The sequence below is a fragment of the Amycolatopsis sp. NPDC051716 genome (genome assembly GCF_040681595.1).
GTDB lineage: Bacteria > Actinomycetota > Actinomycetes > Mycobacteriales > Pseudonocardiaceae > Amycolatopsis.
Window position 1 is genome coordinate 83,053 of record NZ_JBFAZA010000037.1, and the last position, 26,965, is coordinate 110,017.

Genomic DNA, 26,965 nt, shown 5'->3' on the forward strand with positions numbered 1-26,965 from the left:
AACGCCAAGTGCACGTCCGCCACGTTCCGGCCACCAGCACCGCCGCCCCCGCCGAGGCGGTCACCGGCAGCGCGTGGATCACCGCGCTCGCCGTCCCGGAAGGCCCGTCCCGGACCCGGGTGGACCGCGTCCACTTCGCCCCCGGAGCCCGCACCCACTGGCACCGGCACCCACTCGGCCAGGTCCTCGTCGTCACCGAAGGCACCGGCTACGTCCAGCGCCGCGGCGGCCCGGCGCAGCTGATCCGGCCGGGCGACACCGTCCGCGTCGCCGCCGGCGAGTGGCACTGGCACGGCGCCACCGACACGACACCGATGACCCACCTGGCGATCGAGGAACTCCCCGCCGACGGCACCCCGGCCGAAATCGGCGACCCGGCGGGCGCGGGCGAACCCGCCGCCGTCCCGGCCGTCACCCGCACGCTGCTGCTGGACCAAGGGCTCCCGGCGCCCCGCGTGATCGACCACGTCGAGGTCCGCCGCATCACCATCGCCCCGGACGAACACCCCGGCCTGCACGTCCACAACGGACCGGTGTTCGGCAGCATCGAAACGGGCTCGGCCGTTTACCAGGTCGAGGGCGAACCCGAATCCGTGCTCACGCCCGGCGACGTCTTCTACGAGCCGGAGTCGGCCCGGATCGCCCGGTTCGACGCCCGGGGCGACGGCGTCACGTTCCTCGCCTACTTCCCCGTCGGACCAGGCGAAACGCCGAGCCTGACCCTGCTGGACAGCTGATCCCGCACTCCTCGCCTCACCTGGGTACACGGCTCCCGGTTCAATGCGGTTCACCACATTTCCGAACTCTTTCCTCACGGGACAAAGCTCTGGACAACGGGCCGCGCGCGGGTCACGATTACGCCGTGCTCGCCCCTCGTTGATCCCCCGGAAAGAATCGGTTAACTCTTCACAAGGCGGGCATTGTTATCGCTAACAGAGAACCGCCCACTGGTGTCGGGCCAGTGGAATCTCTTCCCTTTGAACCCATCGGAGTCCCTTCATGCCCGGAAACACCGGAAAGCACCGCATCTCCCGACGCACCAAGATCGCCACCGGTGTCCTCGCGCTCGCCGTGGCCGCCGGCGGGATCGCGGTGTCGACGACGTTCGGCGACCCCGGCCAGGCCAGCGCCGACGAGGCCGACCCCGCGCTCTACATCGACATCCTCAAGGTCGCCCCGAACAACGCCGAGCCCGCCAACGCCCGCGGCGCGTCCACCGGTACCTTCACGGTGAACTGCGGCCGCAACGAAAACCAGCACTTCAACCCGGACAACTTCGTCGCCCAGCCCGGCATCCGCAACGGCGCCCAGCACCTGCACGACTACGTCGGCAACCTCTCGTCGAACGCGGATTCGAACAACAAGAGCCTCGACGCCGCCGGGACCACCTGCAAAAACGGGGACAAGTCCGCCTATTTCTGGCCGGTGGTGCGCATCGACACCGGTGACGAAGAGAAGAACCCGCCGGCGAAGTCGCCCGACGGCGACCGCGACCAGGCCGCCCAGGACGCCGCCTCCCCGGTGATCAGCTGCCCGGACGTCGCCAGCAAGCTGCCCGACGTCCCCGACTCGGCGATGGCCGAGGTGAACCGCAACCTGGACCTGCTCGACACGCAGATCGACGAGGCCAACAAGCGGCTGATCAGCACGCGGGGCCAGGGCGGCCCCAACTTCGTCCAGAACGCCATCCTCGGCCCGCTCAAGGACAAGCGCGTCGCCACCATCGACCGGATGGCCATCGCCATCGGCCGCACCGCCGCCAAACCGCAGGGCCTCGACGCCCTCGCCCCCTGCGCGCTCAAGGAGCAGGCCGGCACCGGTGGCAACCCCGCGAGCAACGGCGGCGGCGCCCCGGCCGGCGCGCCGCAGCAGATCACCTGCCCGGACGTCGCCGGCAAGCTCCCCGCCGTCCCGGCCTCGGCCAAGGCCGAAGTGGACCGCAACCTCCAGCTGCTGAACACGCAGATCCAGGAGGCGAACCAGCGGCTCGTCAGCACCCAGGGCCAAGGCGGACCGAACTTCGTCCAGAACGCCATCCTCGGCCCGCTCAAGGACAAGCGCGTCGCCACCATCGACCGGATGGCCATCGCCATCGGCCGCACCGCCGCCAAACCGCAGGGCCTCGACGCCCTCGCCCCCTGCAGCCTCGGCCAGGGCGGCAACAACGGTGGCAACACCGGGAACAACGGCGGTGCGACGGCGACGCCGCCGCTGCCCGGCCCGGACGCCAACAACGAGCTGCCGGAAAACGACGGGGCGATCCAGCGCCCGGCGAAGGTCGGGATCACCTTCCGCGGCAGCCCGGCCGGCCAGGTCGTCGCGATGCCGAAGTTCCTGCGGGCCCTCACCGGTGACGCCAAGCCCTCCATCAACGGCGCCAAGAACACCCGGGCGGCGTGGACCTGCACCGGCTTCGAAAACCGGCTGACCGACAAGTACCCGATCTGCCCCGAGGGCAGCAAGGTCGAGCGGATCCACAACTTCCCGAGCTGCTGGGACGGCAAGAACACCGACAGCGCCAACCACCGCACGCACATCGTGTTCCCGGACAAGGCCGGTCGCTGTGCCGCGGGCTTCAAGGCGGTGCCGCAGCTGCGGATCACCCTCGTCTACGACATCCCGCACGACATCCAGGTCAAGAAGCAGTACAAAGTGGACTCGTTCCCGTCCGAAAAGCACAATCCCTTGTCGGATCACGACGACTTCGCCAACGTGATGTCGCAGAGCATCATGAACCAGCTCGTCAACTGCATCAACCGCAACAAGACCTGCAACGCCTGACCCCGGGCGCCCGGCACGGGTGCCCGCCGCCGCCATCCCCGCGGCGGGCACCCGTGAGGAGCCACCGATGACGGTCCCGATCGTTCCGGGATTCCACCCCGACCCGTCGATCTGCCGGGTCGGCGGCACGTACTACCTGGCGAATTCGAGTTTCGAGTTCGTGCCGGGCGTGCCGATCCGGCGCAGCACCGACCTCGTCTCCTGGGAGCTCGTGGGCCACGCGCTGACCCGGCCGAGCCAGCTGCCGCCGAGCGAGGGCGCCGCGAACACCGGCATCTACGCCCCGACCCTGCGCCACCACGACGGCCGGTTCCACCTCGTCACCACGAACATCCTCGAAGCCGGCCGGGGGCAGCTGATCGTGACCGCCGAGGACCCGGCCGGGCCGTGGTCCGACCCGGTGCACGTGCCCGGCACCGACGGCATCGACCCGGACCTCTGCTGGGACGACGCCGGCGGCTGCCACCTCACCTGGGCGTCGTTCCGGCCGGAGCTGCGGGGCATCGCGAGCGTGCCGGTCGACCCGGCCACGGGAGCCGTGCTCGGCGAGCCGCGGCTGCTGTGGAACGGCACCGGCCTGGCGGCGCCGGAGGGCCCGCACCTGTACCGCGTCGACGGCTGGTGGTACCTGCTGCTCGCCGAAGGCGGCACCGAACGCGGCCACGCCGTCACCATCGCGCGCGCCCGCAGCCTGGCGGGCCCGTACGAACCGGCGCCCACGAACCCGATCCTGACCCACCGCAGCACGACGCACCCGGTGCAGAACACCGGGCACGCCGACCTGGTCGAGTGCGCCGACGGCAGCTGGGCGATGGTCCACCTGGGCGTCCGGCCGCGCGGCAAGACCCCGCAGTTCCACGTCAACGGCCGCGAAACCTTCCTGGCCGGCGTGGACTGGGTCGACGGCTGGCCGGTCGTGGCCGAAGGCCGGTTCCCGGTCGAGCCGGCCGACCAGAGCTTCACGGACGGCTTCGCGAGCGCCGGGTTGCACCCGCGCTGGGTGGCCCCCGGCGCCGGACCCGAGACGTTCACCCGCTGGGCGGGGCCAGGCGAGCTGGTCCTGGCGGCGGGGCGTCCGCTGCTGACCCGGGCCCTCGACGAACAGTGGACGGCGGTGGCGCGCCTCGACGTTTCCCGGGGCACCGCCGCGTTCGTCGTGCGCATCGACGACCGGCACTGGTACGGCCTCACGGCGGGCGGCGGCACCGTCACGGCCACGCTCGCCATCGGCCCCGCTCGCGAAGTGGTCGCGACCGTCGCGGCCGGTTCCGTCGTCTCGCTGCGCATCCGGGCGCTGCGGCCTCCCGTTTCCGGCCCGTTCCAGGAGGTCACCGAACCGGACCTGGTCGAGCTGTCCGTGCTCGGCGAGGACGGCCGGGCGCAGGTCCTCGGCGCGTTCGACGGCCGCTACCTGTCCACGGAGGTCGCGGCCGGCTTCACCGGCCGCATGATCGGCGTCGAAGCCCTCGCCGGAACCGTGTCCCTGCGGGAATTCCGGTACTCGACCGACCGGGACGAACCCCAGCCGGACTTGCCGGGTTGACCGGGCGGCGTCGTCAGCCCAGCTCGGCCGCCTTGCGCAGCAGGACCGCGCGTTCCCGCTCGTTGGCGCACAGCCGGGCGGCCAGCTCCAGCTCGGCGCGCGCCTCCGGGCGCCGGCCGAGGCGGGCCAGCAGCTCGCCGCGCACGGTCGGGACCAGGTGCGAACCGGAGAGCCGGTCAGCGACGACCAGTTCGTCGACGATGGCCAGCGCCTGTTCCGGTCCCGAAGCCATGGCCACGGCGACGGCCCGGTTGAGCTCGACCACCGGCGAGGGCGCGACCCGGCCCAGCGCCTCGTAGAGCACCACGATCCGCTCCCAGTCGGTCGCCTCCACCGACGGCGCCGCCGCGTGCGTGGCCGCGATCGCGGCCTGCAGGCCGTACGGGCCCAGACCGCCGCCCGCGGAAGCCTTGACCAGCGCAGCGAGGCCGCGCTGGATCGCCGAGACGTCCCAGCGGCGCCGGTCCTGGTCCTCGAGCAGGACCGGCGAACCGTCGGAGGCGGTCCGGGCGGGGAAGCGCGCGGCCGTCAGTTCGCACAAGGCGAGCAGGCCGTGCACCTCCGGCTCGTCCGGCAGCAGCGCGGCCAGCGTGCGGGCCAGCCGGATCGCCTCGTACGCCACCTCCGGGCGCACCAGCCGGTCGCCCGAAGTGGCCGTCGACCCCTCGGTGAAGATCACGTAGAGGACGCTGAGCACGCCGCCCAGCCGCTCCCGGCGCTCGGCGGGTGGCGGCAGCTCGAACGGCACCCCGGCCGCCGCGATCGTCTTCTTGCCGCGGGTGATGCGGGCCTGCACGGTCGGCACGGGAACCAGGAACGCCCGGGCGATCTCCTGGCTCGACAGGCCGGCGACGACCCGCAGCGTCAGCGCCACCCGGGCCTCGGGCGAGAGCACCGGGTGGCAGCTGACGAACATCAGCGCGAGCACGTCGTCGATCCGGTCGGGGTCGACGTCTTCGACGGCCGCCGGCCCGGCCGCCGCGCCGACGGCCGGATCGGTCGCCAGCACGGCGTAGCGGTCCCGGAGGGCGACCCGGCGGCGGATCGCGTCGATCGCCCGCCGCCGGGCGGTGGCCATCAGCCAGCCGGCCGGATCGGCGGGCGGATCGAGCGGCCACGACACCAGCGCCTCGGCCACCGCCTCCTGGGCGGCGTCCTCGGCCAGCCCGAAGTCCCCGGTGAACCGGGTCAGCGCGGCCACGATCCGCGCCGACTCGATCCGCCAGACGGCTTCCACGTCGGGGGTGCTCATCGGATCAGTGCGGGGTCTCGTCGCTGCCGGGCACCCGCCGCACCTCGACCTTGGCCCCGGGAGCCGCGGGAACCCGCTTGGCCCACTCGACCGCTTCCTCCTTCGAGGCGACGTCGATCAGGAAGAAGCCCCCGAAGAGTTCCTTGGTCTCCCCGTAGGGCCCATCCGTGACCACGGGCGTCTCCCCACCGAAGTCGACGACGACGCCCTCGGCGGGATCGTCCAGCCCCTCGGCCGCCACGTAGACACCGGACTTGAGCAGGTCGTCGATGAACTGGCGGCTGGTGGCCATCATTTCGTCGATGTTCGCCATCATGGCGGCGTTCGAATCGTCGGTGCCCCGCATGATCAGCAGGTACTTCGCCATTTCGGTTCTCCTCGTCCGCCGGGCCGGCTCCGGCCCGTGCGCCCTCTGGTCGAACGGGCGGCTCGCGGATCGACACGCCCCCGAAGATATTTTCCCGCACCCCGGCGCCGGGGGGTTACCGCGCGAGGAACTCCAAGGCCGTGTCGACGAACTCGGCGTGGAACTGGAAGATGCCGCCGTGGCCGGCGTCGGGGTAGATGACCAGCTCGCTATCGGGCAGGCGGCGGGCCAGGTCGTGGGTGTTCTTCGTCGGCACCATCCGGTCGTGGTCGCCGTTGGCGACCAGCACCGGCTGGCGGACGACGGAGAGATCGGCCGGCTTTTCCAGGCCCCAGCGGTGGATGGCCTTGAGCTGGGCGACGTAGGCCCTCAGCGCGATCGGCTTGTCGCGGTGGTTCCGGCGTTCCTTCAAGCGCGCCAGGAACTCCTGGCCCGCCCGCTTCCCGTTCGCCGTCCGGGTGAAGAAGAGGAACTGCTTCGGGTCTTGGAGGGCCAGCAGCGCCCGGACGGTGTCGAGGTTCGAAATCCGGGTGACGTTCTTGATGCCCTCGCCCCCGGCGGGGCCCGTGCCGGCGATGATCAGCTTGCGGACCAGCTCCGGTTCCGTCTGGACGATCACCTGGGCGATCATGCCGCCCATCGAGAAGCCGAGCAGGTCGACCTTCGTCAGGCCGAGCGCGCGGATGAACGTGACGGCGTCGGCCGCCATCGCCTGGATCGACATCGGGGTGGTGCCGGTGCTGGCGCCCACGCCGCGGTTGTCGAAGGCGATGACCCGGTGGTGCGCGGCGATGCCGTCGACGACGCGCGGGTCCCAGTTGTCGAGGACCGCGGCCAGGTGGGTCAGGAAGACCACCGGGACACCGGTCTTCGGGCCGAGCTCGCGGTAGGCGAAGTCGACGCCGCCGGCGGAGACGGTGCGGGTCGGGGCGTCCTGATAGGACGAGACGACGTCTTGACTGCGGTTCATGGCTTGTCCTTTTCGGTCACTTGCCGAGGAAGAGGTCGACCTGGGCGGCGAACTCGTCGATGTGCTGGAACAGGAAGGCGTGCCCGGCGTCGCCGTAGAGGACCAGCGTGGCGTCGGGGACCTGTTCGGCCGCCTTGTAGGAGCCGATGGCGGGGATCATCACGTCGTGGATCCCGTTGGCGTACAAGACAGGCCGGCCGATCGCGCGCAGCTGGGCCTTCAGCTGCGCCCACTCCACGGCCAGGAGGCGTCCCACGGCGGCGAGCTGCCCCTGGGCCGCGTCCTCGGTCACCGCGGGACCACCCGCCTCCAGGCGCTTGGCGACCTTCGCGAGGTGCGCGAGCCCGGCGGCGCGGGCCGGTTCGGTTTCCGGGTAGAAGAGGTGGAGCAGGTCTTCGGCGTCCGCGTCCGGCTTGGCCATGATGGACAGCACGCGCTCGCCCATCTCCGGGGTACCGGGCGCGACGCCCGGCCCGCTGCTGCCGGCGACCACGATCTTGCGCACGAGACCGGGCCGGCGGAGCGCGACCAGCTGCGCCACGATGCCGCCGAGCGACCAGCCGAGCAGATCGACCCGCGGCAGCCCGAGTGACTCGACGAACTCGATCGCCCCGTCGGCGAAGCCCTCGGCGGTGTCGCGCGGCTCGCCGCCGGTGTACCCGATGCCGACGTTGTCGAACAGGATGACGTCGCGGTCCGCGGCGAGCCGGTCGACGAACTCCGGGTCCCACCAGTCGATGGTGCCGCGGAACCGCATGAGCAGGACCAGCGGCACACCACCCCGCGGACCGGTGCGGCGGTAGGTGAAGACCGCGGAGGGGCCGGCGGTGGTGTGGTTCTCGAGGGTGTCGGCTGCGTACGTCGTCATGCTTTGCATTATGACCATAATTCTATGAGCGGTGCAAGCAGCCTTGCGAACTCGATGGTCAAGCTTGAACGCGACGACGTCGCCGGATCCGCCCGGCGGCCGGTCAGCCCCCGGACGCGTCCAGCACCGTCAGCGCGTTGCGGATCCCCCGCTCCAGGATGTCGTCGGAGAGCTGCCGGTCGGCCAAGGCGCGAGCGAGTTGCAGGGTCCCGACCATCAGGGCGTAGATGCCGAGGGTCTTGGTGCGCGCCGACGGCGGGTCGTGCGGTGCCAGCCGGGCGGCGATGTCGTCGATGACGGCCACCACACTGGTGGTGTAGGTCTCCTTCGTCGGATCCGCGCAGCGGCTGATCTCGTCCAGCAGCGCGGCGGACGGGCAGCCCTCCTCGGGGTTGTCGCGGTGTTCGGGCGAGAGGTAGGTGCGCACCATCTGCTCGACACCGTCACGGCCGGGCGGGAACGAGGTGAGCCACTCGCGCTGGCCGCGCAGCTGCTCGGAAACCGCGGTGGCGACGAGGTCTTCCTTCGATTCGAAGTGGGCGTAGAAGGCGCCATTGGTCAGGCCCGCGTCCTTCATGAGCGTGGCGACCCCGGAGCCGTCGATCCCGTCGCGCTTGAGCCGGCGCCCGGCCGCGTCGATGATCCGCTGCCGCGTCACCTGCTTGTGCTCTTTCGCGTACCGCACCACGCGCGCCTCCACTCACCGGACCGGTGCCCTTATGTTAGTACGGTCATAATCCAAGTAGTGGCCAGCCCCTTGCGCCCCGCTCCCCTGGGTCATATTGTAGTATGATCATACTCTAAAGGCGGGTGGCTGGCATGAAGGCGTTCATCGTCGATCGTTACGAGAAGGGCAACGGTCTCCGAGCCGGCGACGTCCCGGAGCCGATCGTCGGCGAGCACGACGTGCTGGTCGAGGTCCACGCCGCCGGCGTCAACGCCCTGGACTCGAAGATCAGGGACGGCGAGTTCAAGCTCTTCCTCCCCTACCGCCGCCCGTTCGTCCTGGGCAACGACGTCGCCGGGGTGGTGGCCCGCGTCGGGGCCCGCGTGCGCGAGTTCAAGCCCGGCGACGAGGTCTACGCGCGCCCGGACAAGGACCGGATCGGCACTTTCGCGGAGTTCATCGCCGTCCACGAAGACGACCTGGCCCGCAAACCGGAGCGCCTCACGATGGAGGAAGCCGCATCGGTTCCCCTTGTCGGCCTGACCGCCTGGCAGGCGCTGATCGAACTGGCCCACCTGCGGAAGGGGCAGAAGGTCTTCATCCAGGCGGGTTCCGGCGGCGTGGGAACGTTCGCGATCCAGCTGGCGAAGCACCTCGGCGCGACCGTGGCCACGACCACGAGCACCGCGAACGTGGGCCTGGTCGAGCGTCTGGGCGCGGACATCGTGATCGACTACCGCAAGGACGACTTCGAAACCGTCCTGCACGACTACGACGTGGTTTTGCACAGTTTGGACGGTGAGGCGCTCAAGAAGTCGTTACGGGTATTGAAACCCGGCGGCAAGCTCATTTCCCTCTCCGGCCCGCCCGACCCGGAATTCGCCCGCGAGATGGGAAAGCCGTGGATCCTGCGCCCGGCAACGCGCGTGCTCAGCCACGAAATCCGGACGGCGGCCAAGCGCCGCGGGGTGGACTACTCGTTCTTGTTCATGCGGGCCAGCGGGTCCCAGCTTCGCGAGATCACGTCCCTCATCGAGGATGGCGTCATCGAGCCGGTCGTGGACCGGGTCTTTCCTTTCGACTCGACCAATGAGGCCATGGCGTATGTCGATGAGGGACACGTCAGGGGCAAGGTCGTCGTGAGGGTTCGCCAGGCGGAGTAGGACACCAGTTCATTGCTTGCCGTAACAAAAGATCCCCTCGGCGAGACATACCGGCGTCGACCATCATCACGTTGGAGGGGTTCGTGATCATCCGCCGTACCGTTCTCGCCGTTGGCGTCTCCGCGGCCGCGCTTTCGTTGGCCGCGTGCGGCAGCTCAGGCGGCACGCCGACGGCGACCGACTCGGCCGGTGTCGTCGCCCCGGCCGAGGCCGCCAGCGGCCCGAAGTCCGCCGACGACGTCACGAAGACGCTCACCGAGAAGATCCCCACGGTGAAGCTGTTCAAGACCTACACCGCGGCGGACGACCCGAACCACCTGCTCGGCCGGCCGAACGGCTACACGTCGAAGACAGCGTTCTCGGACTCGCGCGTCAAGGCCGACGACGTCGAGTACACGAAGGAGGACGCGGTAGAACGCGGCGGCTCCGTGGAGGTGTACGCGGACGAGGCCGGCGCGAAGGCGCGAATGGACTTCATCCAGTCGATCGCAAAGGGGCTGCCCGCGGTCGGCGAATACGACTACGTGAAAGGCGGCGTACTCGTGCGGGTGTCGCGGCTCCTGACGCCGGACCAGGCTAAGGAATATCAGGCGGCACTTGGCGGGGAGAGGTAGCAGCAAGAGGGCCCAGGTGGCGGCGAAAACCGCCCACCCCTCAAAGCCCCGCGCGTGTCCGCCGACCGGATCAGCCTTTGCGCATGCGCAGGATCAAGGCGACCGCGTCCTCCGAGTGAACCGCCGGCGTCAGCACCTTCTGCAACAGCAGGCCCCGCATCGCGGCAATGGTGACCGTGGCCAACGTCAGCGCTTCCTCGGCATCGAGCCCTTCACGTTCCGCGAGCGAGGCCAGCATCTTGGTCAGGTCGTCGAGCGAGTCGATGAACTCGCGAAAATCCTCCGGACTGTATGCGGCCAGTCCGACGACGTGAAAGAACCCGCGGACCCGCGACAGCTGCTCCGGGCGCGTGTAGGCCCGCCAGATCGCCCCGACGAGGTCGTCGAAGGAACCTTGCCGGGCGACCTCGAGCAGTGACTCGTTGTCACGAGATCGCTGAGCCTCGAGCATCGCCGCCAAGACTCCTGTGAGTGACCCGAAGTGGTATCGCAACAGGGCATGACTGGTCTCGGCCCTGGCGGCGATCTCACGCAGCGACACCTCCGGCGAGGGAAGGCCCTCGTCGAAGGCGTCGAGAAGCCGGACCAGGAGCCGCTCGCGGGCGTCGCCGTTGCGTTCCGTGCTTGACAGGATCACTCCCACAGTTTATCCATTGGAAAAGAAGCGCCGTGTTGCTCACACATGGTCGCAGCCGCTGCCAGTGGAGGGAACGACGCGTGGGACGGTCTCAAGTGGTCGGTGCGACGGTCGTCGACGGATCGGGTCGCGACCCGGTCGACGTCGACGTCAGCATCGAAGACGGGCACATCACCCAGGTCGGCGCCGCCGGTGCCCGCGGCGAGCGCCTCGATGCCGGCGGCCTGACGATGACGCCCGGCCTGATCGACGCGCACGTCCACTTGGGCCTGTCGAGCCCGATCCAGCCGCAGTTCTCGTTCCGGATCAGCGCCGCCGAACTCGCCGCGGACATCTTCGCCACCGCCGGCGCGACGCTCGACGCCGGCTTCACCACCGTCCGGGACACCGGCGGCGTCGACGGCGGCCTCGTCACCACGATCGCGAAAGGCAAGGTCAGAGGGCCGCGCGTCCTGTCGTGCGGACCGGTCCAGTGTCAGATCGGCGGGCACGGCTACTACGGAGCCGAGTGGGAACCCACCGAGCTGTGGAGCAGCCACCACCTCCCCGGCCTGTGCGCTCTGTCCATGATGTCCGGCAACGCGGACGAGCTGCGGCGCAACGTGCGCGAGGCCTTCCGCCGCGGAGCCTCCTTCCTCAAGCTCTGCGTGACCGGCGGCGTGGTCGGCGCGCACGACCGGCTGACCGACACCCAGTTCACCGTCGAGGAGATCGCCGTCGCGGTCCAGGAAGCCGCGGCGCGGGGCACCTACGTGACGGTGCACGCCCATAACAACGAAGGCATCCGGAACGCGGTCGAAGCCGGGGCGCGCTGTGTCGAACACGGAACCGACCTCGATGAACCCACCGCCACCCTGATGGCCGCTCACGACGTCGCCCTCGTGCCCACGTTCGCCGTGGTCGAGCAACTGCTGCACGACACCGCCGGCGCGGGCCTCGACGAATCCACCCGCGATCGGGTGCTCGGTGTTCGTGAACGGATGACCGAAGCGCTCGCCGTCGCCAAGGCGGCCGGGGTCCGGATCGGGCTGGGTTCCGATCTCATCGGCCCGGCCCAGGACCGCCGAGGCGAAGAGCTCAGGCTGCGCGCGAAGCTCGAAACACCGATGGACGCTCTCGTGGCGGCCACCAAGACCAACGCCGAGATCCTCGGCCTGTCCGGCCAGGTCGGGGTCATCGCTCCCGGCGTGCGGGCCGACCTCGTGTTGTGGAACGGCAACCCGGTCGAAGACCCGGAGCTGTTCGCCGATCCCGCCAATGCCGTCCTGGTCATCCAGGCCGGCCGAGTTGTGAAGGACCTCCGATGAGCACCATGTGGCAGGGCTGCCTCGCCGACACCGACTACTTCGAACTGCGGTCCAGCGGAGGCCACGACTACGGCGTCTGGGTCACCACACCACCGGGCTACGACCCCGCCACAGCACCGGCGCCGGCCGTGTACGTGCTCGACGGCAACTGGGCCGTGGGCATGACGGCCCCGCTCATCGTCACCCAGAAAGACCCCATGCAGCAGATCCGGCCCTACATCCAGGTCAGCGTCGGCTACGCGGGCGAGGACGCCCAGCACTGGGCACGGCTGCGCAACAGGGACCTCGTGCCGCCGGGCGAGCCCATCGCCCAGGAGTTCGTCGACGCCGTGGAGACGGGAATCCGGTCGGGCGCGATGACCCGCGAGGAAGCCGACGCCTACCTCGCCGAATTGAAGGACACCCAGGCCGATGCGTTCCTGGCCTTCCTCACCGCGGAACTGCACCCGCGGATCGAACGCGACTACGGCACCGCCGCGAGCGGTCACGGCCTCTTCGGCTACTCCTACGGCGGGCTCTTCAGCCTCTACACCTGGCTCACCGGCAACACGCTCTTCGAAAGCATCGGAGCCGGCAGCCCCGGTGTCGTCGGTGAAGACAGCCAGGTCTTCTCGATGCTCGAAGAAAGGGGTGACAGCCTGCCCGCCGCCAAGCTCCACCTGACCGTCAACGACCGAGAGCTCCTCGGAGACCTGGCCGTCTACCAGAACCTCGCGAAGAACGCGGCCACCGTCCTGCACCGCCTGACCGCCCGCGGCGGCGCCGTCACCAGCGCGGTCCTGCGCGAAACGCACGTGACCGGCCTGCAGGCCTCGTTCCTCAGCTACCTCAGGACCTGCCGTGCCCGGTGAGCGCCCGAGTGCCGAGGTGGTCGTGATCGGGGCCGGGGTGATCGGTGCGTCGATCGCCCTCGAGCTCGCGCGGGCGGGGCGCCGGGTGATCGTGCTCGATCGGGCCCCCGGAGCCGGCCAGGGGTCGACGTCGGCATCGAGTGCGATCGTACGGTTCAACTTCTCCACCACCGCCGGGGTGGCGACGGCCTGGGAGGCGCACTTCGGCTGGCTCGACTGGGCCGGCCACCTCGGGCACGACGTCGGCGACCTCGCGGTGTTCCGCAAGAGCGGGCTGGTCATGCTCGACGTCGAGGCGGCGCCGCGTGCTTCATGGCTTCCGTTGTTCGACGAGATCGGTGTCCCCTACGAGGAATGGGACAGCTCGACCTTGGCCGAGCGCGTTCCGGGCATCGACACCGGCCGCTATTGGCCGCCGAAGCGCCTCGACGACGAGGAATTCTGGGAGGACGCCAAAAATTCGCTCGGTGGCGTGTACACCCCGGATGCCGGTTACGTCTCGGACCCGAGCCTCGCCGCCGTGAACCTCGCATCCGCGGCCTCGGCGTGCGGGGCGGAGTTCCGCTTCCGCAGCACGGTGACCGCGGTGGAGAAGGCCGGCGGCCGCGTGACGTCGGTGCGGCTGTCGGACGGCACCCGGATTCCCTGCGCCGTCGTGGTCAACGCGGCCGGCCCGTGGTCGGGCGCGCTGAACCGGTTGGCCGGCGTGGGTTCCGACTTCACGGTCGGGGTGCGCCCGATGCGGCAGGAAGTGGCGCACGTGCCGGTCCGGGAAGGCTACGGCGGGCCGGTGGTGGCGGACATGGATCTGGGCACCTATTTCCGCGGTGAAACCGGAGGGGACCTGCTCGTCGGCGGAACGGAACCGGAGTGCGATCCGCTGCAGTGGACCGACGACCCGGACACCGTCGACATCCACCCGACAGCCGCGGTCTTCGAGGCTCAGGTGACGCGGGCCGCCCGGCGGTTGCCCGACCTGGCGGTGCCCAACCGGGCGCGCGGCGTGGTCGGCGTGTACGACGTCGCCGACGATTGGACGCCGATCTACGACCGCACCGAACTCGAGGGCTTCTACGTCGCGATCGGAACGAGCGGCAACCAGTTCAAGAACGCACCGGTCGTGGGGCAGCTGATGACGGAGCTGATCAACCAGGTGGAGAACAGCGCCGACCACGACGCGGTGCCCGTCCGGTTCCGGGCCCCGCGCACCGGCCTGGAGATCGACCTGGGCGCGTTTTCCCGCAAGCGCAACCGAAACACCGCGAACTCGGGCACGGTGCTGGGCTGAGCCACAACTCGATCGGCCAGCGTGCCGGACGTGGCGGCGGATGTGCGAGAGTGCTCGGCCATGAACCATCTCGAACAGTTTCGGAGCACGGCGATCGAGCGCGGCATCCCGGCCGAAGCGGCCGACCGGATCGGCCGCTTTCTCCGGGTGGCGATCTGGGTGTGCACTGCGAACCGGTACGGCATCGGCTCGGCCGAGCGGCACGGTGGTGTGGCCGGCCAGAACGGCGGGCTGCCCCGCCTGCCGGCCGGCACGGAATGGCCGTACGCCGACATCAGCGGCCTGGGCCGGTTGCCGCTGCCGTTCATCGCCTCGCTCGACTGCGCGAAGCTGCCGCGGGCGGACGGCCTCGAGCTCCCGGCGGACGGGTCGCTCCTGTTCTTCTTGGCCCACGAGCACGCTTTGCACGCGGACGACGAGCACGAGTTCGCCCGGGTCGTCCACATTCCGGCCGGCACCGCCACCGTGCAGGTGGAACAGCCACCGCCCCACGACGACGACTGGTTCGAATCGGGTTTCGTCCGGCCGCGGTCCGACCTGGTCGCTCTGGTCCAGCCGGAGATGCCGGGCTGGTTCGACGAACCCGAGAACCTCGAGTTCGAGTCGGACGTCGTCCAGCGGCAGGTTGGCGACACCGCCCACCTCGAAGCTCTCCGCACCGTGTTCAAGGAGCTCTGGCCGCAGGTGACAACGGGCGCCGACCTCTACCTCGGCGGCTATTCGATGGAGCTGGGCATCGGCGAAAACGCCGAGTACGGCATGGCGGAGGACTCGATCGCGCGTGACGTCCCGGACCGCGACCGGCTCGTGGAGGAGGAGACAAGCCGGCTGATGAGCGAGTGGATACCGCTGGCCCAGTTCCAGCTGGAGGACCAGGTCCACGTCGGCCGCTTCCTGATCCGCCACGAGGACTTGGCCGCCCGACGCTTCGACCGAGTTCGGTCGCTGACCGTGTTCACGGAGTAGACGAGATCCGCCGTCCGGCTGCCGGCTAACGATCGGCCAGCCGGGCCGCGACCGCGTCGGCGATGCCGCTGTACACGCGGATCGCGGTGGCGTCGTCCTTGAGGTTCCGCGCGTAAAACACGCTCAGCTCGACGGTGCTGCGGCCGGACTTGAATGCCAACGGGGACTGGCGGCCGCTGCCCATGTTGATCAGGCAGGTCAGCCCATCTCCGGAGGTGAACGGAACCGGTTTGGGTTCGCCGGCCGGGTGCCGATAGCCCTTTCCGATCGCGCAGTCGTAGTCGTTGGCCTCGGCCGCCATCTGCGAGGTCAGGTAGTTCTCCATCGTGACCGTGACGCTCTGAGCCGGCGTGGAGCCGACGCCGGAGTTGGCTGCGGCTTGGTTCTCCTGCGTGCAGCCGGTGGTGACGAAGAAGTGCTCGGTATGCCCGGTGGTGCCGGACATCGCGTCCGCGGTGATGTGCTTCTTCGCCAGGTCGAACTGCTCGGTGGCGCGGCCGTCGGTGCTCAACCCGACCGCCTGCTGGAAGTCCGTGCCGGTGAACAACTCGCACGGCGGCGGAACGTGGGCGAATTCGCCTTCGTAGGAGTAGGTCGCCGGGCCGGTCGGCGCGGTGTGGAGGCGTTCAGCCGCGTTCTCGACCAGGCGGGCCAGCCGCGGGTTCTCGGGCTGGGCCGGGTCGCGGGCGTTGAGGTGGAGGATCGCGTAGAAGTTGTCGGCGAAGATTCCGGTCGTCCACGTGTGCAACTCGGTCGTCGTAGTGGACAAGGTGCGGAAGCCCGCTGCTTGGCCCTCGCGGCCACCTTGGCGCAATGACTTCTCGTGTTCTTCCCGGCTGTCGGGCGAGTCGAACGGCGCCTGGTAGATGGTGAAGGTGAGCGCCTCGCCACGCGAGCCCGGGTACTCGCACCGGGTGATGCCGGCGTCGGCCACCGAACCGCGCGAGTTCGGGTCGTCCTGCCCGTCGGCGGTCATGTGGGCCGTCTTCATGAACGGTCCCGGGCCTTCAGAGGTGTCGAGCTCGATCCCGCTCGCCCGGACGACATCGAACGGCAGCACCGTGCACGCGTCGAAGATCGGAGTGCCGCCGAAGGTCTTCGCCGGCCCGCTACCCGGCTGCTGGCGCAAGACCATCCCGGGCTCGGCAGCCGAGTTTCGACTGGTGTCCGGCGGCGCCGGCACGGCGGCGCCGCGCACCGCCGTGCTGCATCCGGCAATCATCAGCGCGAACACGGCGATCAGGGCCGCTCGCCGACGACCCGGCGTGAGCACGCAGCCGTGGTAAAGCATCATTCAATCCCCTCGTACAGCCCGGTCACGCACCACACATCGCGGCGACCCGGAAGTGCTCTCCGTCTCGGCGGCTGCGCCTACCGCCTCTTCAGCGCGTCCCAGCCTCGCTTGAACAGTATTCCGACGCCGGCGACGAGGAAGATCGCCGCCGTCAGCACAGTCGCGAAGATCAGGGAAAACCCGAGATCGCTCAGACCGAACGGCATCGTCATCAGAAAACAGCCACCCCAGACGATGGCCAGCACACTGGCCACATTCGCGGCTCGCTTCACAGCGCACCACTCACCTGAGGAACCTCCAACTGTGCCTGGTGCTGGCCAGGTGCCAGCTTACCTCGGCGTGATGCCCCCACTTGGTGCCGTCGAGTCGATACCGAAAGACCCTGCCAGCGACGCCCAGGCCGAGTACCTCAGCCGTCTGAGGAACATCGGGAACTCGCGCTCACGCCGATGAGCGGACGTTCGCTGCCACAGCCGGCCGGTTCAACCGTCCTGCCGAGGAGCGGCCGCGAACAGAAGGACCACCCGTGCCGATCCGCAGCGTTCTCTACCCGGACATCATGTCGGTCATCAAGCGCACTTCCATGGTCTTGAGATTCGCCGAGCGTCCTGCAGTCCCAGGACGGACGCAAGCGCCCAGAATCATCCGTCAACGGCTCGACGACAAATACGTCTGGCGTTCTTCGGAGGTGAGTTCTCGGGTGACATGGCGGTTTACCTGACCGAGGACTTCTGCGATGGGGCCACAAGCGAGGCATCGCCAGATCCGGATCACACCGTCGTCGTGAGCGGTGACGTACCGACCGTCGGCGAGAGAAGCGACATCCGAAGCGGCGGCACGGAATCCATAGAACACCAGTGGTTCAGTGGTACCTGCTACGTTCCAGACTCGCACGGCGGCGTCAACGCCGACGGTGATCAGCTGGCGGTTGTCCTGGCTGAAAGTGATGTCCCGGACGGCATCGTCGTGGCGGCCTCGCAATGTGACCGGGCCGGTGCGGTGGGCCGGGTCGGCGATGTTCCAGATGTGGACGGTGCCGTCGCCAGCCGCGCCGGCGAGGTGGGTTCCGTCGAAACTGAAGGTCAGTGTCTGAATTTGGCTGGCGTCGCCGGGCAACTCGATGGGGAAGCCGCGGCCTTCGAGATCCCAGAGCAGGATGCCACCCTGCACGATCTCGGCGATGTGGCGTCCATCGGGACTCAATCCGATCCGGAGCTCCGGCACAACTACGGGGCTACCGAGAAATGGTTCCGGCACCGGTTCAGCCGGCGAGTCTTCGGGTGTGTTCCAGATGGACGGGATGCCGTCTGCGGCGAAGCCGACCAGCCGGTCGCCGTGCGCCATGAAGCCTACTTTCCGCACCGGGCTACCCGAGTTGGGTTTCTTTAGTCGAGTCGGCGCGGCTGGGTTGGCGGTTTTCCAGATGTTGACAGTGCCGTCCTCTTGGACAGCGGCCACCTGTCGCCCGCTGGGACTGGCAGCCACGTGAATCACCGGTTTTCCGTCGCCGGCCAAGACGATCGAAGGGCGGCCACCGGGGACGTCCCAGATGCGGACGGTTCCGTCCTGGCCGCCGCTGACCACCAGACGGCCGTCCGCGCTGGCTGTGATGCCGGCTACCGGGCTTTTCATCTCCGGGCGCCCATACGGGCTGGGCCCGGCGATGACGGGCCGTCCTCGATGACCGCGCAATACCACCAGGTCGCCGACCGGGTCGACAGCCCATATCTTGGCTGTCCCGTCGAAGGCCACGCTGGCGACGGACCCTCCGTCGGGACTGAAGGCGACAGACCAGACCGCGCGGCGGTGCCCTCGCAACACCGTCGGGCCGACGGTGTTGCCGGCGCTCCAGATTTCCACTGTCTTGTCGTTGCCGGCACTGGCGATCGAGGATCCGTCCGGGCTGTAGGCGACGTCGAGGACGCCGCCCACATGTCGGCCGAGCACGACCGCCTCCGCCGGGTGAACAAGGTCCCATACTCGGATCGCGCCATCGACGCCCGCCGACGCCAGGTGGACGCCGTCCGGGCTGAAAGTCACCGCCTCCACCGGCCCCTCGTGACCGAGTAACACAAGCGGATCTCCGCCTTCGGCAAGGTTCCAAAGCCGAACTGTGCCGTCTTCTCCGCCGCTGGCCAGCCACTTCCCATCTCGGCTGAACGCCACACCGACGACCCGACCGGAGTGCCCGCGGAGCACAGCCGGCTGGTCGTCGCCGACCGCATTCCAGATCCGGACAGCACCGTCGCCACCTACCGCCACGCGTTCACCGTCCGCACTGAGCGCGACCTTGTCCCGCGAGATCAGGCCCTCGACGGGGTGGATCGCGGCCGGCTGTGCTTGGCCGGCCAGGACCTTCTTCCACTCCCAAACCCACACGCCTCCAGCGCCCCACGCCGCAATTCGGCGGCCGTCAGCGCTGAACACCGGTCTCGCCAGCCATGAGGCGGTGGGCAGTATCTGCGTCGTGGCCCCCATACCGTGTTCGGCGTCCCATGTCCGCACTTGAAGCGTGCCGCCGCGAACACCGCTCTCACTGGCGACGACATACTTCCCGTCCGGGCTGAAGGCCGCGCCTTCAAACCAACTGCTTTCCTCAGGCTTGGCCTCGGCGCTGCTTCCTTCCAGTGTGGTACGGATGTGTGAATCGATAGTCGCTTGCCGGAGCACGGCTTCGGTGTCCTCGGACGGGGCAGTCCGATACGCCTCACGAGCCAACAGCAAGCCGAGCTCGGGGTCGACCAGGAGTTGCGCGCGAGCGTCGGCGATCAACTGACGTCCCACTGCCAGCTTCCGCTGGTCATCAGCGCGCGCAGCCATCACCAGCGCGACCACGGCGAGAACGCTCACGATGACAATTGCCGAACTCAAACCACCGACCGTGAACCGGGTCCGGCGCCGCCGAGCCCGGCGTTCCCTCTCCTCGGCGTCGCGGCTGGCGGTGAGGAAAGTGCGTTCGGTGCCGTTGAGCCGCTCTGTCGGGCGTCCTTCCCACGTGCGGATGCGTGCTCCGCGATACAGCAAGCCGGTGTCCCGTTCGTGGCGGTCCCACTCGGCGGCGGCTTCGGTGAGCCACCGGTGGATCCGGTGCCCGTCCCGGTCGTCGGCCAGCCAGCTCCGCAAGCGGGGCCAATGCCGGATGAGAGCCTCGTGCGCGATTTCGACGCTGTCGTCCCCGAGCGCGATCAAACGTGCCTGCGCCAGCGTGTCGAGGACCACGGCGGTGTCGGGGTCGTCGAGGTCGAGTTCGTCCGGCGTGATCCGGCGTTTGGTGTCTTCGGTGCCCTCGCCCAGGGCCGTGAGACGCAGGAAGATTTCGCGGGCGATGTGCTGTTGGTGGGTGTCGAGAGCCTGGTAGGTCTGTTCGGCGGTGCGGGCCAGTGCGTGCTCGATACCGCCGGCCATCTCGTAGCCGGCGACAGTCATGAGCGTGCCCTGCCGACGCAGCCACGTCTGCAACAAAGCATGGGACACCAGCGGAAGCATTCCTGCTTGGCGCGTGGCGTCGCCGATCAACCGAGCGACCAGGGCCGTTTCCAGCCGGTATCCAGCCTGCTCGGCCGGTCCGACGATGGCCTGACGTAACTCGTCGACGTTCATCGGGCCGACCAGCACCTGCGCGTCGTACAGCGCCGACACCAGCCGGTGCTGGCGCCCGCAGTGCTCGAGGAAGTCCGCCCGGACGCCGAGAACGACTCTCGTCCGGCTGGCCGGGTCGGTCGCGGCGGTCACTAGTGCGTCGATGAACCGTGCTCGCTGCGGCTCGTCACCGCAGAGGGTGAAGAGTTCCTCGAACTGGTCGACAATCAGCACGACATCGCTCTCGGCTGCGGTGCCGGCCGCAGCTTGGCGGATACGCAGATGAAGATTACGTGGGTCTTCGGAGAACTCGTCCCGCAGCATCCCCGGTGATTCGCCAAGGAACTGCGCCAAATGGATCGCGCATTCCTCAAGCGGGCGTTCGCCGGGAGTGAACACCACGACCGGAGCGTCGGCCTGTTCGTACTCGGCGGCCAGGTGGGCAGCCAGCCCCGCGCGAAGCACCGAGGACTTGCCACAGCCGGACGGCCCGAAAACCCCGAGAAACCGACGCCGGTGCACCCGGTTAACCAGGTCAGCGACCAGTTCGCCCCGACCGAAAAATCGGTCGGCGTCCTCCTGTTCGAACGCGGCCAAGCCCAAATACGGCGCCTGCCCCTGGCCATTCGTGTCGGACGGTTCTGCATTGGTTGCAGCCAATTCGGCCGCGGTCGTCCGCCACCGTGTCGCCCACTCGGCGGTATCACCACCGCACGCAGCAACATAGGCCACCGTGACCGACAGGGTAGGCAACTTGCGTCCGCCCGCCGCCTCCGACAGCGCTGCTGCGGAGTAGTGCGCCCGCGCACCGAGCTCCCGATACGTCGGGCGCCCGGCCTTCTCCCGCAGTTTCCGCAGGTCACGAGCGAACCGCACGACCACACCGTCCCCACCCTCCAGCGGTCGCTCGCCACGCGGCACCGCCACCACCTCCCACGCCATTGTTCAGCGACCGTTGTCCAGAGTCCAGTACCTGACACTGAACAACCCACACGACGTACACAGACATAGCAACGATCTGCTGGATTGCCTGGACTGCTGATTCAGCAAATGACAGACAGGCCATGGTGCGGGGGAACGGGGGAGGTGAAGTGCCGGTGATCGGCTCCTGCACAGCCGATCACCGGCACTTCCGGTGCCAGCTCCGTCGAATCAGGAAGAAATGACGGGAATTCTTGAACCGACGGGAGTTTTTTCGGCAGCGTGCCGCGCTGGGCTTTCAGCCGACTTTGTCACTCGCGCCGATCGGCAGGAAACCCGACCGACCGGATATCGCTTGACCGCCTGGGGCGGACCGAAACCGGACACCCGCACTGCGCGGGTGATGCGAAACCAAGGAGGAAAGAGAACGATGAACGTTCTGTACAGGACAGGTGCGGTCGCAATCGCCATCGCGGCCATCGGCGTCGGGACGAGCCTGCCGGCGCTGGCGGACCCCGCGCCACAGCCGGCCGGAGGCCTGACCATCATGTCGGGGTCCTCGACCCAGAGCCGCGGTGGTCTCACATGCCACAACCAGTGGTTCAACACGTTGGGCAAGACCAGCTGCACCGGCAGTGGCAGCCAGAAGTGGAGGTTGAAGCTCACTTGCCAGTTCCAGAGCGACATCTACGGAAACTGGCAATACGGGCCGGGAAGCGACCAGAACGAGTGCAGCATTCGCATCTCCGGTGCCAGCATCAACTGGGGCTGACGCAGCGGGTAGGAGTCGTCGGTTGACAGGGCGGTGCTCCGTGGTGACGACCACGGAGCACCAACTGCTGGACCGCGGCTGTTCCCCCGAGTAGGCGTCTCCAGCAAAGATTGACAGGCATCCGTTTGCAAGCCGTGAAGTGCTCTCCGACTTCCTCTCATGCCGCCGGTCGCGCGCCTACGTCCGCTGACGCCGTCGAGTGCAGCAAACTCGTAACAGATGCTGCTGGCGTTTGAGGACCTTGATCATCAGCTCGTGACGATGAGCGGATCTTGACAGCGTGTACGCCGGCTGAATCAAGACACGTTCCACAGCAGTACCCGGCCCTTGTCACCGGCGACGGCCACGTTGTCGCCGTCCGGGCTGAAGGCGATGTCGAAAATCGGCGTTCCATCGGTGGCCGACGGTTTTGCCGCAGCAAGTCCGCCTAGCCGCACGCTTCGGCGATCGAAAGGGGCGGGCTACACGGCATCCCGGCGGGCCACCACCCGATACGCGTTGGACCACCCGCGCCGCCGGCCGAACGGCGCGCTGATCCGGTCCGTCACCGAGGCCAGGACGAACAACGGCACGCACGCGATGAACGTGGCCTTGCGCAGGATCCGCCGCCACCGCGCCGGCGGCGCGTCCCGCCACGCCAGATCCTCCCCGCCGATGGTCAAGGCGTTGACCGCCATGATCGCGGCGGCCAGCACGTCGATCGCGTCATGTGGCTCGGCACGCTGCTCGGCGACCACCGTGAATCCGCGGTCCGCGAGCTCCGCGCGGAGGTTGCCGATCGGCATCAGGTTCAGGTGCTGGGGTTGCAGCCAGGGCATCCACCACCGGCCGAGCAGCTTCGCCCAGCGACATTCCGGATCGGGCAGCTCGATCGCCAGCAGACCGCCTGGCCGCAACACCGCCATCGCGGCCGCCAGCTCTCGCTTCGGTTCCGCGGTGTGTTCCAGGTAGTGATACATGCTGATCACGTCGTAGCGGCCGGCGAGCTCCTCGGCCAGGTCCACGAAAAAGCCCCGATAGCCGGTACGGATCCAGCCCTCCCGGCGCGCCAGCTCCACCCCTTCGCCGAGATCGAGACCATCGAACTTGACACCGGGCAGCACCGCGGCGGCTTCCTTGCAGAAATGCCCGTGTCCCATGCCGACGTCGAGCCACTCACCCGATGCGCCGATGTCCCGGACCAGCTCGGCCCGGGAGCGATAACCCGCCCGGTTGCTTTCGAACATCCCGGCCATGTTCTTTTCGCCGAGCCCGTCGTAGCAGTCCCGGTAGTAGAACTCGAGCCCGGCGGGGTTCAGCCGGGGGTTCTGGAAGACGTGCCCGCAGTCCCGGCATTCGTCGAGCCGGAACCGGCCCGGCTTGTGCAACAGCAAGTCGGTCGTGCGCAACCGGCCGCGAAGGGCCGCGGAGCCACACCACGGACAGCTGGTGCGACGCGGTTCGAAGAACCGATCCACACCGCCGGCCAGATCCGCCAGGTAGGCCGGGCGGCGCGAGGCGACCGGATCGGCTGGCGCGTCGTCCTCGATCATGGAGGCGGATCCTAATGCGCGCACCACCCGGACGTGCACCTTCGAACGGACGAATGTGGCGCGCCGGCCTCGCGAACTCCGTCTCGCCCCGGACACCTCGGCTGAAGGAGGAACGTGCCGCGGCTGTTTTTGGAGTTGACGACGCGATCAACAGTCAGAACACTGCGAAGCCGGACGTGTCCGGCTGAACACAGGAGGTTTCCGTGGCCAAGGGCTACTGGGTCAGTGTCTACCCCGCCATTTCCGACCCGGAGGTTCTGACCGCCTACAACAAGCTGGCCCGTCCGGCCGTCCAAGCCGGGGGCGGGCGAACCCTCGCCCGCGGCGGCGGCCGGGTCGTCGCCCACGAAGCCGGAATCACGGAACGCGTCGTCCTGATCGAGTTCGACAGCTTCGAACAGGCCGTCGCGGCCTACGAGAGCGAGGCCTACCAGAAGGCGCTCGCGGCCCTCCCCGACGGCTTCGAACGCGACTTCCGCATCGTCGAAGGCATCGACTGACCGACGGGCTCACCCGCCACCACCGAACAGAGCACGCTCGTCCTCCTCGATCTTCACGGCGGCGTCGTCGACCTGCGATTCCAGTTCACTTCGGACGGTGAGCTCATCGCCGCGCCGGTGATCGAGCCGTGAAGCTCAAGGAGCGTGACGCCGAGGCTGCGTGGCCCGGTAGGAGCCGGGTGTCCGCCCCATGGTGCGGGTGAACGTTTCGACGAACGCGCTCGGCGTGGCCCAGCCGCACCGGTGCGCGGTCCGGGTGACGCTGGCGCCCTCCGCGAGCTGGATCATCGCGTGGAACACGCGGGTCGTGGTGCGCCACTGCGGATAGGTGGTTCCGAATTCGACGCGGAACAGCCGGGACAGCGTGCGCTCGCTGGTCCCGGTGCGACGGGCCAGCCACGCCGTCGTGCGGGGCCGGCTGAGGTCTTCGGTGACGAGCCGGCACGCGTGGGCCAAGCGGGGGTCGCGGGCCACCGGCAGCGTCAGCGGCCGGTCCTGGGCGCGGCGCAGGCGATCGCGGAGCACCAGGTGGAGCCGGTCGGCCTCGGCGGCACCGAGGCCGGGTTCGGTGGCGGCGATGAGGAGCTCGCGCAGCAGCGCGCTGACGGCGATGACCGCGGGCGCGGTGCCGTCCAACGGCGCGTCGTGGCTCGGGAACATCAGCGTCAGCACCTCGGAAGCGCCGTAGACGCGGTGTTCGTGCCAGGTGCCGGCGGGCATCCAGACGGCACGGTCGGCGCAGGCGACCCACGCGCCGCGGTCGGTGCGGACCGCGAGAACGCCCCGGATGACGTACACCAGCTGGTGCTCGTCGTGCCGGTGCCGCTCGATGACATGGCCGGCCGCGTGCTCGTGGCGGTTTTCTGACACAAGTCGACAGAATATCGGAAGTGCGGCCCGGCGGTGGCTGCGAACGTGAGCGCATGACGACCAGCGCTCCGAAGAACCGCCTCCGCCGGATCGCCGTGGACGTCCAGCCGCTGGCGCATCCCGTGTTCCGCCGGACCTTCTTCGGTCAGGGCGCCGCGGTGGTCGGGACGGTCGTGACCGAAGTGGCCGTGCCGGTGCAGATCTACGACCTGTCGCACTCGTCGTTCGACGTCGGTCTCTCCGGACTGGCCGGGCTCGTCCCGATCCTGGTGTTCGGGCTCTACGGCGGCGCGATCGCCGACGCCGTGGACCGGCGGCGCCTGTACCTGGTCTCCTCGGCGCTCACCTGGACGGTCACGCTCGCGTTGTTCGCCCAGGCGGTGGCCGGGCTCCGGTCCGTGCCGTTGATCCTCGCGCTCGTCGCTGTGCAGTCCGGTGGTTTCGCGGTGTCGTCCGCGGTCCGCGGCGCCATCGTCCCGGCCCTCGTCACCCCGGAGCTGGTGCCCGCGGCCAACTCGCTGAACTACACCGCCTCGACGGTCGGACAGGTACTGGGCCCCCTCGTCGCGGGCGTCCTCCTCGGACTGCCGAACGGATTCCGCTACGCCTACGCCGCCGACGCGGTGCTGTTCACCGCGGCGCTCTACGCGACGTTCCGGCTCCCGCCCCTGCCTCCGGCGGCGCCCCTCGGCCGCCCCGGCCTGCGCTCGGTCCTCGACGGCCTGCGTTTCCTCGCCGGCCGCCAGGTCCTGCTGATGTCGTTCCTGGTCGACATCGCCGCGATGGTGCTGGCCATGCCGACCGCGCTGTTCCCCCAAGCGGCGGAGACGCGGTGGCACGGCGGAATCGGCCTGCTTTATTCAGCGATCGCGATCGGCTCGGTGCTCGCCGGCCTGTCCAGCGGCTGGATCGGCCGGGTGCGGCGCCAAGGAGCCGCCCTCACCGCGGCGGTGGTGGTCTGGGCGGGCGCCGTCGCGCTGGCCGGGCTCGCTTCCACGCTGTGGCTCGCGGTCACGCTGCTCATCGTCGCCGGCGCGGCCGACCTCGTCAGCGCGGTGTACCGCCAGACGATCCTGCAGACAGCCGTCCCCGACCGCATGCGCGGCCGGTTGCAGGGCGTGTACACGGTCGTCGTCACCGGCGGTCCCCGCCTCGGCGACCTCCGCGCCGGCATCATGGCCTCGGCGCTCCCCCTCGCCATAGCCTGGTCGGCGACCGCACTGACCTGCGCGGTCCTCGTCCTGATCGGCGCGGTCCTGGCGAGGTCGTTCTGGCGTTACACGCCGGGCGAAAGATCGAGCGGCGAGAGCTCTCAAGGCTCGCACGACGGAGGATGATCCACGCATGCATCCGGTAGGCGGCTGGATTTTCGAGGACAACCTGACCAAGGTCGTGGAGTACATCGCCGCCCTCGTCGGTTACAGCTGGGACGAGCTCGACGACGGTGCCCTGGAAGCCGGTATCCCGAAGACGGACGCAGACCTTCCGCCCGACACATGGTTTGAGTATCCGGTCACAGGCGCCCCGGACCTCACCCTCCGAATCGCCCGCGATCACGACGCCGGAATCCTGAGCATGATCATCGACGGTGACGTCGACGACGTGCTTGCCGCTCGCTTCGAGACGCTGCTGGATCTCCACTGACAGACACCGTGTGTATCCGCTTCTGCCGCGAAGAGAGGGTGACGCGCCTGAGCGTGAACATGCCACCCGAGACGCAAAGAAGACCCAAGTCGTTGACCTGGGCCTCTGCTCCCCCGCTTGGACTCGAACCAAGACCCTCCGGTTAACTGGAGGTTCTAGTCGTGGGTCGATGTCAGTCGATCCAGCTGGAATGTTTGCATTCGCTCATGCCCTGATTCGGCGTCAATCGACACCGATCGTCGCCGTTTGCGGAGCATAAATGCTCCCTCGTTCGTGAATCATCAAGCGGCGAAACCGGCCGGCTAGGGCGACCGGGTCGTGGTGACCGGGAACTGATCGGCCGATCCCCGACTGTCGCAACTACGGCCCGCAGCAGGTTGCGATCCTCGCCGGCCGCGGACGACCAGCGCTGGCCCGTCCCCTCGCCCAGGCGCAGGTTAACGTCCCTCCGCGCCGTCGCCGTGGTTACCGCAGCGTGGTACGTACCGGCGGTACGCCGCCATGAGGGATCTTCATGTTCTTTGGTGGAGGCGCATGCCGGCCGCGTCGGCTTTTCTTGCTCCATTCAGGTAGAATTCC

24 protein-coding genes are annotated in these 26,965 nt (G+C 68.9%); 13 read left to right on the plus strand and 11 right to left on the minus strand.

Annotated elements, in window-relative coordinates:
• Nucleotides 1-8: 8 nt before the first annotated feature.
• The 3 genes from AB0M30_RS37855 (at nt 9) to AB0M30_RS37865 (ending at nt 4,324) form a co-directional block, all read left to right on the plus strand.
• Complete coding sequence (locus AB0M30_RS37855; protein WP_364594385.1) at nt 9-737, plus strand: cupin domain-containing protein; 729 nt, start codon at nt 9-11, stop codon at nt 735-737.
• A 262-nt stretch (nt 738-999) separates the two neighbouring features.
• Complete coding sequence (locus AB0M30_RS37860) at nt 1,000-2,781, plus strand: DUF1996 domain-containing protein (RefSeq protein WP_364594388.1); 1,782 nt, start codon at nt 1,000-1,002, stop codon at nt 2,779-2,781.
• A gap of 67 nt (nt 2,782-2,848) precedes the next feature.
• On the plus strand, nt 2,849-4,324 hold the full coding sequence (locus AB0M30_RS37865) for a family 43 glycosylhydrolase (protein WP_364594390.1): 1,476 nt from the start codon (nt 2,849-2,851) through the stop codon (nt 4,322-4,324).
• Between the two features lie 13 nt (nt 4,325-4,337).
• Here the strand turns inward: AB0M30_RS37865 and AB0M30_RS37870 are convergent, their stop codons facing one another.
• The 5 genes from AB0M30_RS37870 to AB0M30_RS37890 all read right to left on the minus strand — a co-directional run bounded on the left by AB0M30_RS37870 (nt 4,338) and on the right by AB0M30_RS37890 (nt 8,469).
• Nucleotides 4,338-5,576, minus strand: coding sequence for a DUF6596 domain-containing protein (locus AB0M30_RS37870; RefSeq protein WP_364594393.1), 1,239 nt, complete (start codon nt 5,574-5,576; stop codon nt 4,338-4,340).
• Between the two features lie 4 nt (nt 5,577-5,580).
• A complete protein-coding gene (locus AB0M30_RS37875; RefSeq protein WP_364594396.1) occupies nt 5,581-5,943 on the minus strand; it encodes a YciI family protein in 363 nt (120 codons plus the stop codon).
• Between the two features lie 115 nt (nt 5,944-6,058).
• Nucleotides 6,059-6,913 (minus strand): alpha/beta hydrolase, encoded by an 855-nt coding sequence (locus tag AB0M30_RS37880; RefSeq protein ID WP_364594399.1) that lies wholly within the window; start codon nt 6,911-6,913, stop codon nt 6,059-6,061.
• Between the two features lie 16 nt (nt 6,914-6,929).
• Nucleotides 6,930-7,781, minus strand: a complete 852-nt coding sequence (locus AB0M30_RS37885; protein ID WP_364594402.1) for an alpha/beta hydrolase — start codon at nt 7,779-7,781, stop codon at nt 6,930-6,932.
• Nucleotides 7,782-7,884: 103 nt separating this feature from the next.
• Nucleotides 7,885-8,469 carry a TetR/AcrR family transcriptional regulator gene (locus AB0M30_RS37890; protein ID WP_364594405.1) on the minus strand — a complete coding sequence of 195 codons (585 nt, stop codon included), beginning with the start codon at nt 8,467-8,469 and terminating at the stop codon, nt 7,885-7,887.
• Between the two features lie 131 nt (nt 8,470-8,600).
• On the opposite strand from AB0M30_RS37890, the gene AB0M30_RS37895 reads away from it, so the two are divergent.
• Nucleotides 8,601-9,611, plus strand: coding sequence for an NADP-dependent oxidoreductase (locus AB0M30_RS37895; RefSeq protein WP_364594408.1), 1,011 nt, complete (start codon nt 8,601-8,603; stop codon nt 9,609-9,611).
• A gap of 71 nt (nt 9,612-9,682) precedes the next feature.
• Complete coding sequence (locus tag AB0M30_RS37900; RefSeq protein ID WP_364594411.1) at nt 9,683-10,225, plus strand: hypothetical protein; 543 nt, start codon at nt 9,683-9,685, stop codon at nt 10,223-10,225.
• A gap of 70 nt (nt 10,226-10,295) precedes the next feature.
• Here AB0M30_RS37900 and AB0M30_RS37905 read toward each other — a convergent pair whose 3' ends face one another.
• The gene (locus tag AB0M30_RS37905) at nt 10,296-10,862 is read right to left on the minus strand and encodes a TetR/AcrR family transcriptional regulator (RefSeq protein ID WP_364594414.1); all 567 of its coding nucleotides are present in this window, start codon (nt 10,860-10,862) and stop codon (nt 10,296-10,298) included.
• Between the two features lie 80 nt (nt 10,863-10,942).
• Here AB0M30_RS37905 and AB0M30_RS37910 point away from each other — a divergent pair, with 80 nt between their 5' ends.
• From AB0M30_RS37910 to AB0M30_RS37925, 4 genes are read left to right on the plus strand one after another with little or no spacing between them, the layout of a single operon-like run.
• On the plus strand, nt 10,943-12,169 hold the full coding sequence (locus AB0M30_RS37910) for an amidohydrolase family protein (RefSeq protein ID WP_364594417.1): 1,227 nt from the start codon (nt 10,943-10,945) through the stop codon (nt 12,167-12,169).
• The gene (locus tag AB0M30_RS37915) at nt 12,166-13,020 is read left to right on the plus strand and encodes an alpha/beta hydrolase-fold protein (protein WP_364594420.1); all 855 of its coding nucleotides are present in this window, start codon (nt 12,166-12,168) and stop codon (nt 13,018-13,020) included. Before AB0M30_RS37910 ends, AB0M30_RS37915 begins: the two co-directional genes overlap by 4 nt.
• On the plus strand, nt 13,010-14,308 hold the full coding sequence (locus tag AB0M30_RS37920; RefSeq protein ID WP_364594423.1) for an FAD-dependent oxidoreductase: 1,299 nt from the start codon (nt 13,010-13,012) through the stop codon (nt 14,306-14,308). Before AB0M30_RS37915 ends, AB0M30_RS37920 begins: the two co-directional genes overlap by 11 nt.
• A gap of 60 nt (nt 14,309-14,368) precedes the next feature.
• Nucleotides 14,369-15,274, plus strand: coding sequence for a DUF1963 domain-containing protein (locus tag AB0M30_RS37925; RefSeq protein ID WP_364594426.1), 906 nt, complete (start codon nt 14,369-14,371; stop codon nt 15,272-15,274).
• Between the two features lie 25 nt (nt 15,275-15,299).
• On the opposite strand, the gene AB0M30_RS37930 is transcribed toward AB0M30_RS37925, so the two are convergent.
• The 3 genes from AB0M30_RS37930 to AB0M30_RS37940 all read right to left on the minus strand — a co-directional run bounded on the left by AB0M30_RS37930 (nt 15,300) and on the right by AB0M30_RS37940 (nt 21,089).
• Complete coding sequence (locus tag AB0M30_RS37930; RefSeq protein ID WP_364594429.1) at nt 15,300-16,568, minus strand: hypothetical protein; 1,269 nt, start codon at nt 16,566-16,568, stop codon at nt 15,300-15,302.
• A gap of 77 nt (nt 16,569-16,645) precedes the next feature.
• The gene (locus AB0M30_RS37935; protein WP_364594433.1) at nt 16,646-16,813 is read right to left on the minus strand and encodes a hypothetical protein; all 168 of its coding nucleotides are present in this window, start codon (nt 16,811-16,813) and stop codon (nt 16,646-16,648) included.
• A gap of 403 nt (nt 16,814-17,216) precedes the next feature.
• A complete protein-coding gene (locus AB0M30_RS37940) occupies nt 17,217-21,089 on the minus strand; it encodes a hypothetical protein (protein WP_364594435.1) in 3,873 nt (1,290 codons plus the stop codon).
• Between the two features lie 409 nt (nt 21,090-21,498).
• Here AB0M30_RS37940 and AB0M30_RS37945 point away from each other — a divergent pair, with 409 nt between their 5' ends.
• Complete coding sequence (locus tag AB0M30_RS37945) at nt 21,499-21,840, plus strand: hypothetical protein (RefSeq protein WP_364594438.1); 342 nt, start codon at nt 21,499-21,501, stop codon at nt 21,838-21,840.
• A gap of 461 nt (nt 21,841-22,301) precedes the next feature.
• On the opposite strand, the gene AB0M30_RS37950 is transcribed toward AB0M30_RS37945, so the two are convergent.
• Nucleotides 22,302-23,411 (minus strand): class I SAM-dependent methyltransferase, encoded by a 1,110-nt coding sequence (locus AB0M30_RS37950; RefSeq protein ID WP_364594441.1) that lies wholly within the window; start codon nt 23,409-23,411, stop codon nt 22,302-22,304.
• 164 nt (nt 23,412-23,575) lie between these two features.
• Between AB0M30_RS37950 and AB0M30_RS37955 the strand changes: the two genes are divergently transcribed.
• Nucleotides 23,576-23,872 (plus strand): DUF1330 domain-containing protein, encoded by a 297-nt coding sequence (locus AB0M30_RS37955; RefSeq protein WP_364594444.1) that lies wholly within the window; start codon nt 23,576-23,578, stop codon nt 23,870-23,872.
• A 135-nt stretch (nt 23,873-24,007) separates the two neighbouring features.
• On the opposite strand, the gene AB0M30_RS37960 is transcribed toward AB0M30_RS37955, so the two are convergent.
• On the minus strand, nt 24,008-24,742 hold the full coding sequence (locus tag AB0M30_RS37960; protein WP_364594447.1) for a helix-turn-helix transcriptional regulator: 735 nt from the start codon (nt 24,740-24,742) through the stop codon (nt 24,008-24,010).
• Nucleotides 24,743-24,795: 53 nt separating this feature from the next.
• On the opposite strand from AB0M30_RS37960, the gene AB0M30_RS37965 reads away from it, so the two are divergent.
• Together AB0M30_RS37965 and AB0M30_RS37970 are read left to right on the plus strand one after the other, a co-directional pair.
• Nucleotides 24,796-26,079 (plus strand): MFS transporter, encoded by a 1,284-nt coding sequence (locus AB0M30_RS37965; protein WP_364594449.1) that lies wholly within the window; start codon nt 24,796-24,798, stop codon nt 26,077-26,079.
• A 7-nt stretch (nt 26,080-26,086) separates the two neighbouring features.
• On the plus strand, nt 26,087-26,386 hold the full coding sequence (locus AB0M30_RS37970) for a hypothetical protein (RefSeq protein WP_364594451.1): 300 nt from the start codon (nt 26,087-26,089) through the stop codon (nt 26,384-26,386).
• Nucleotides 26,387-26,965: the final 579 nt, after the last annotated feature.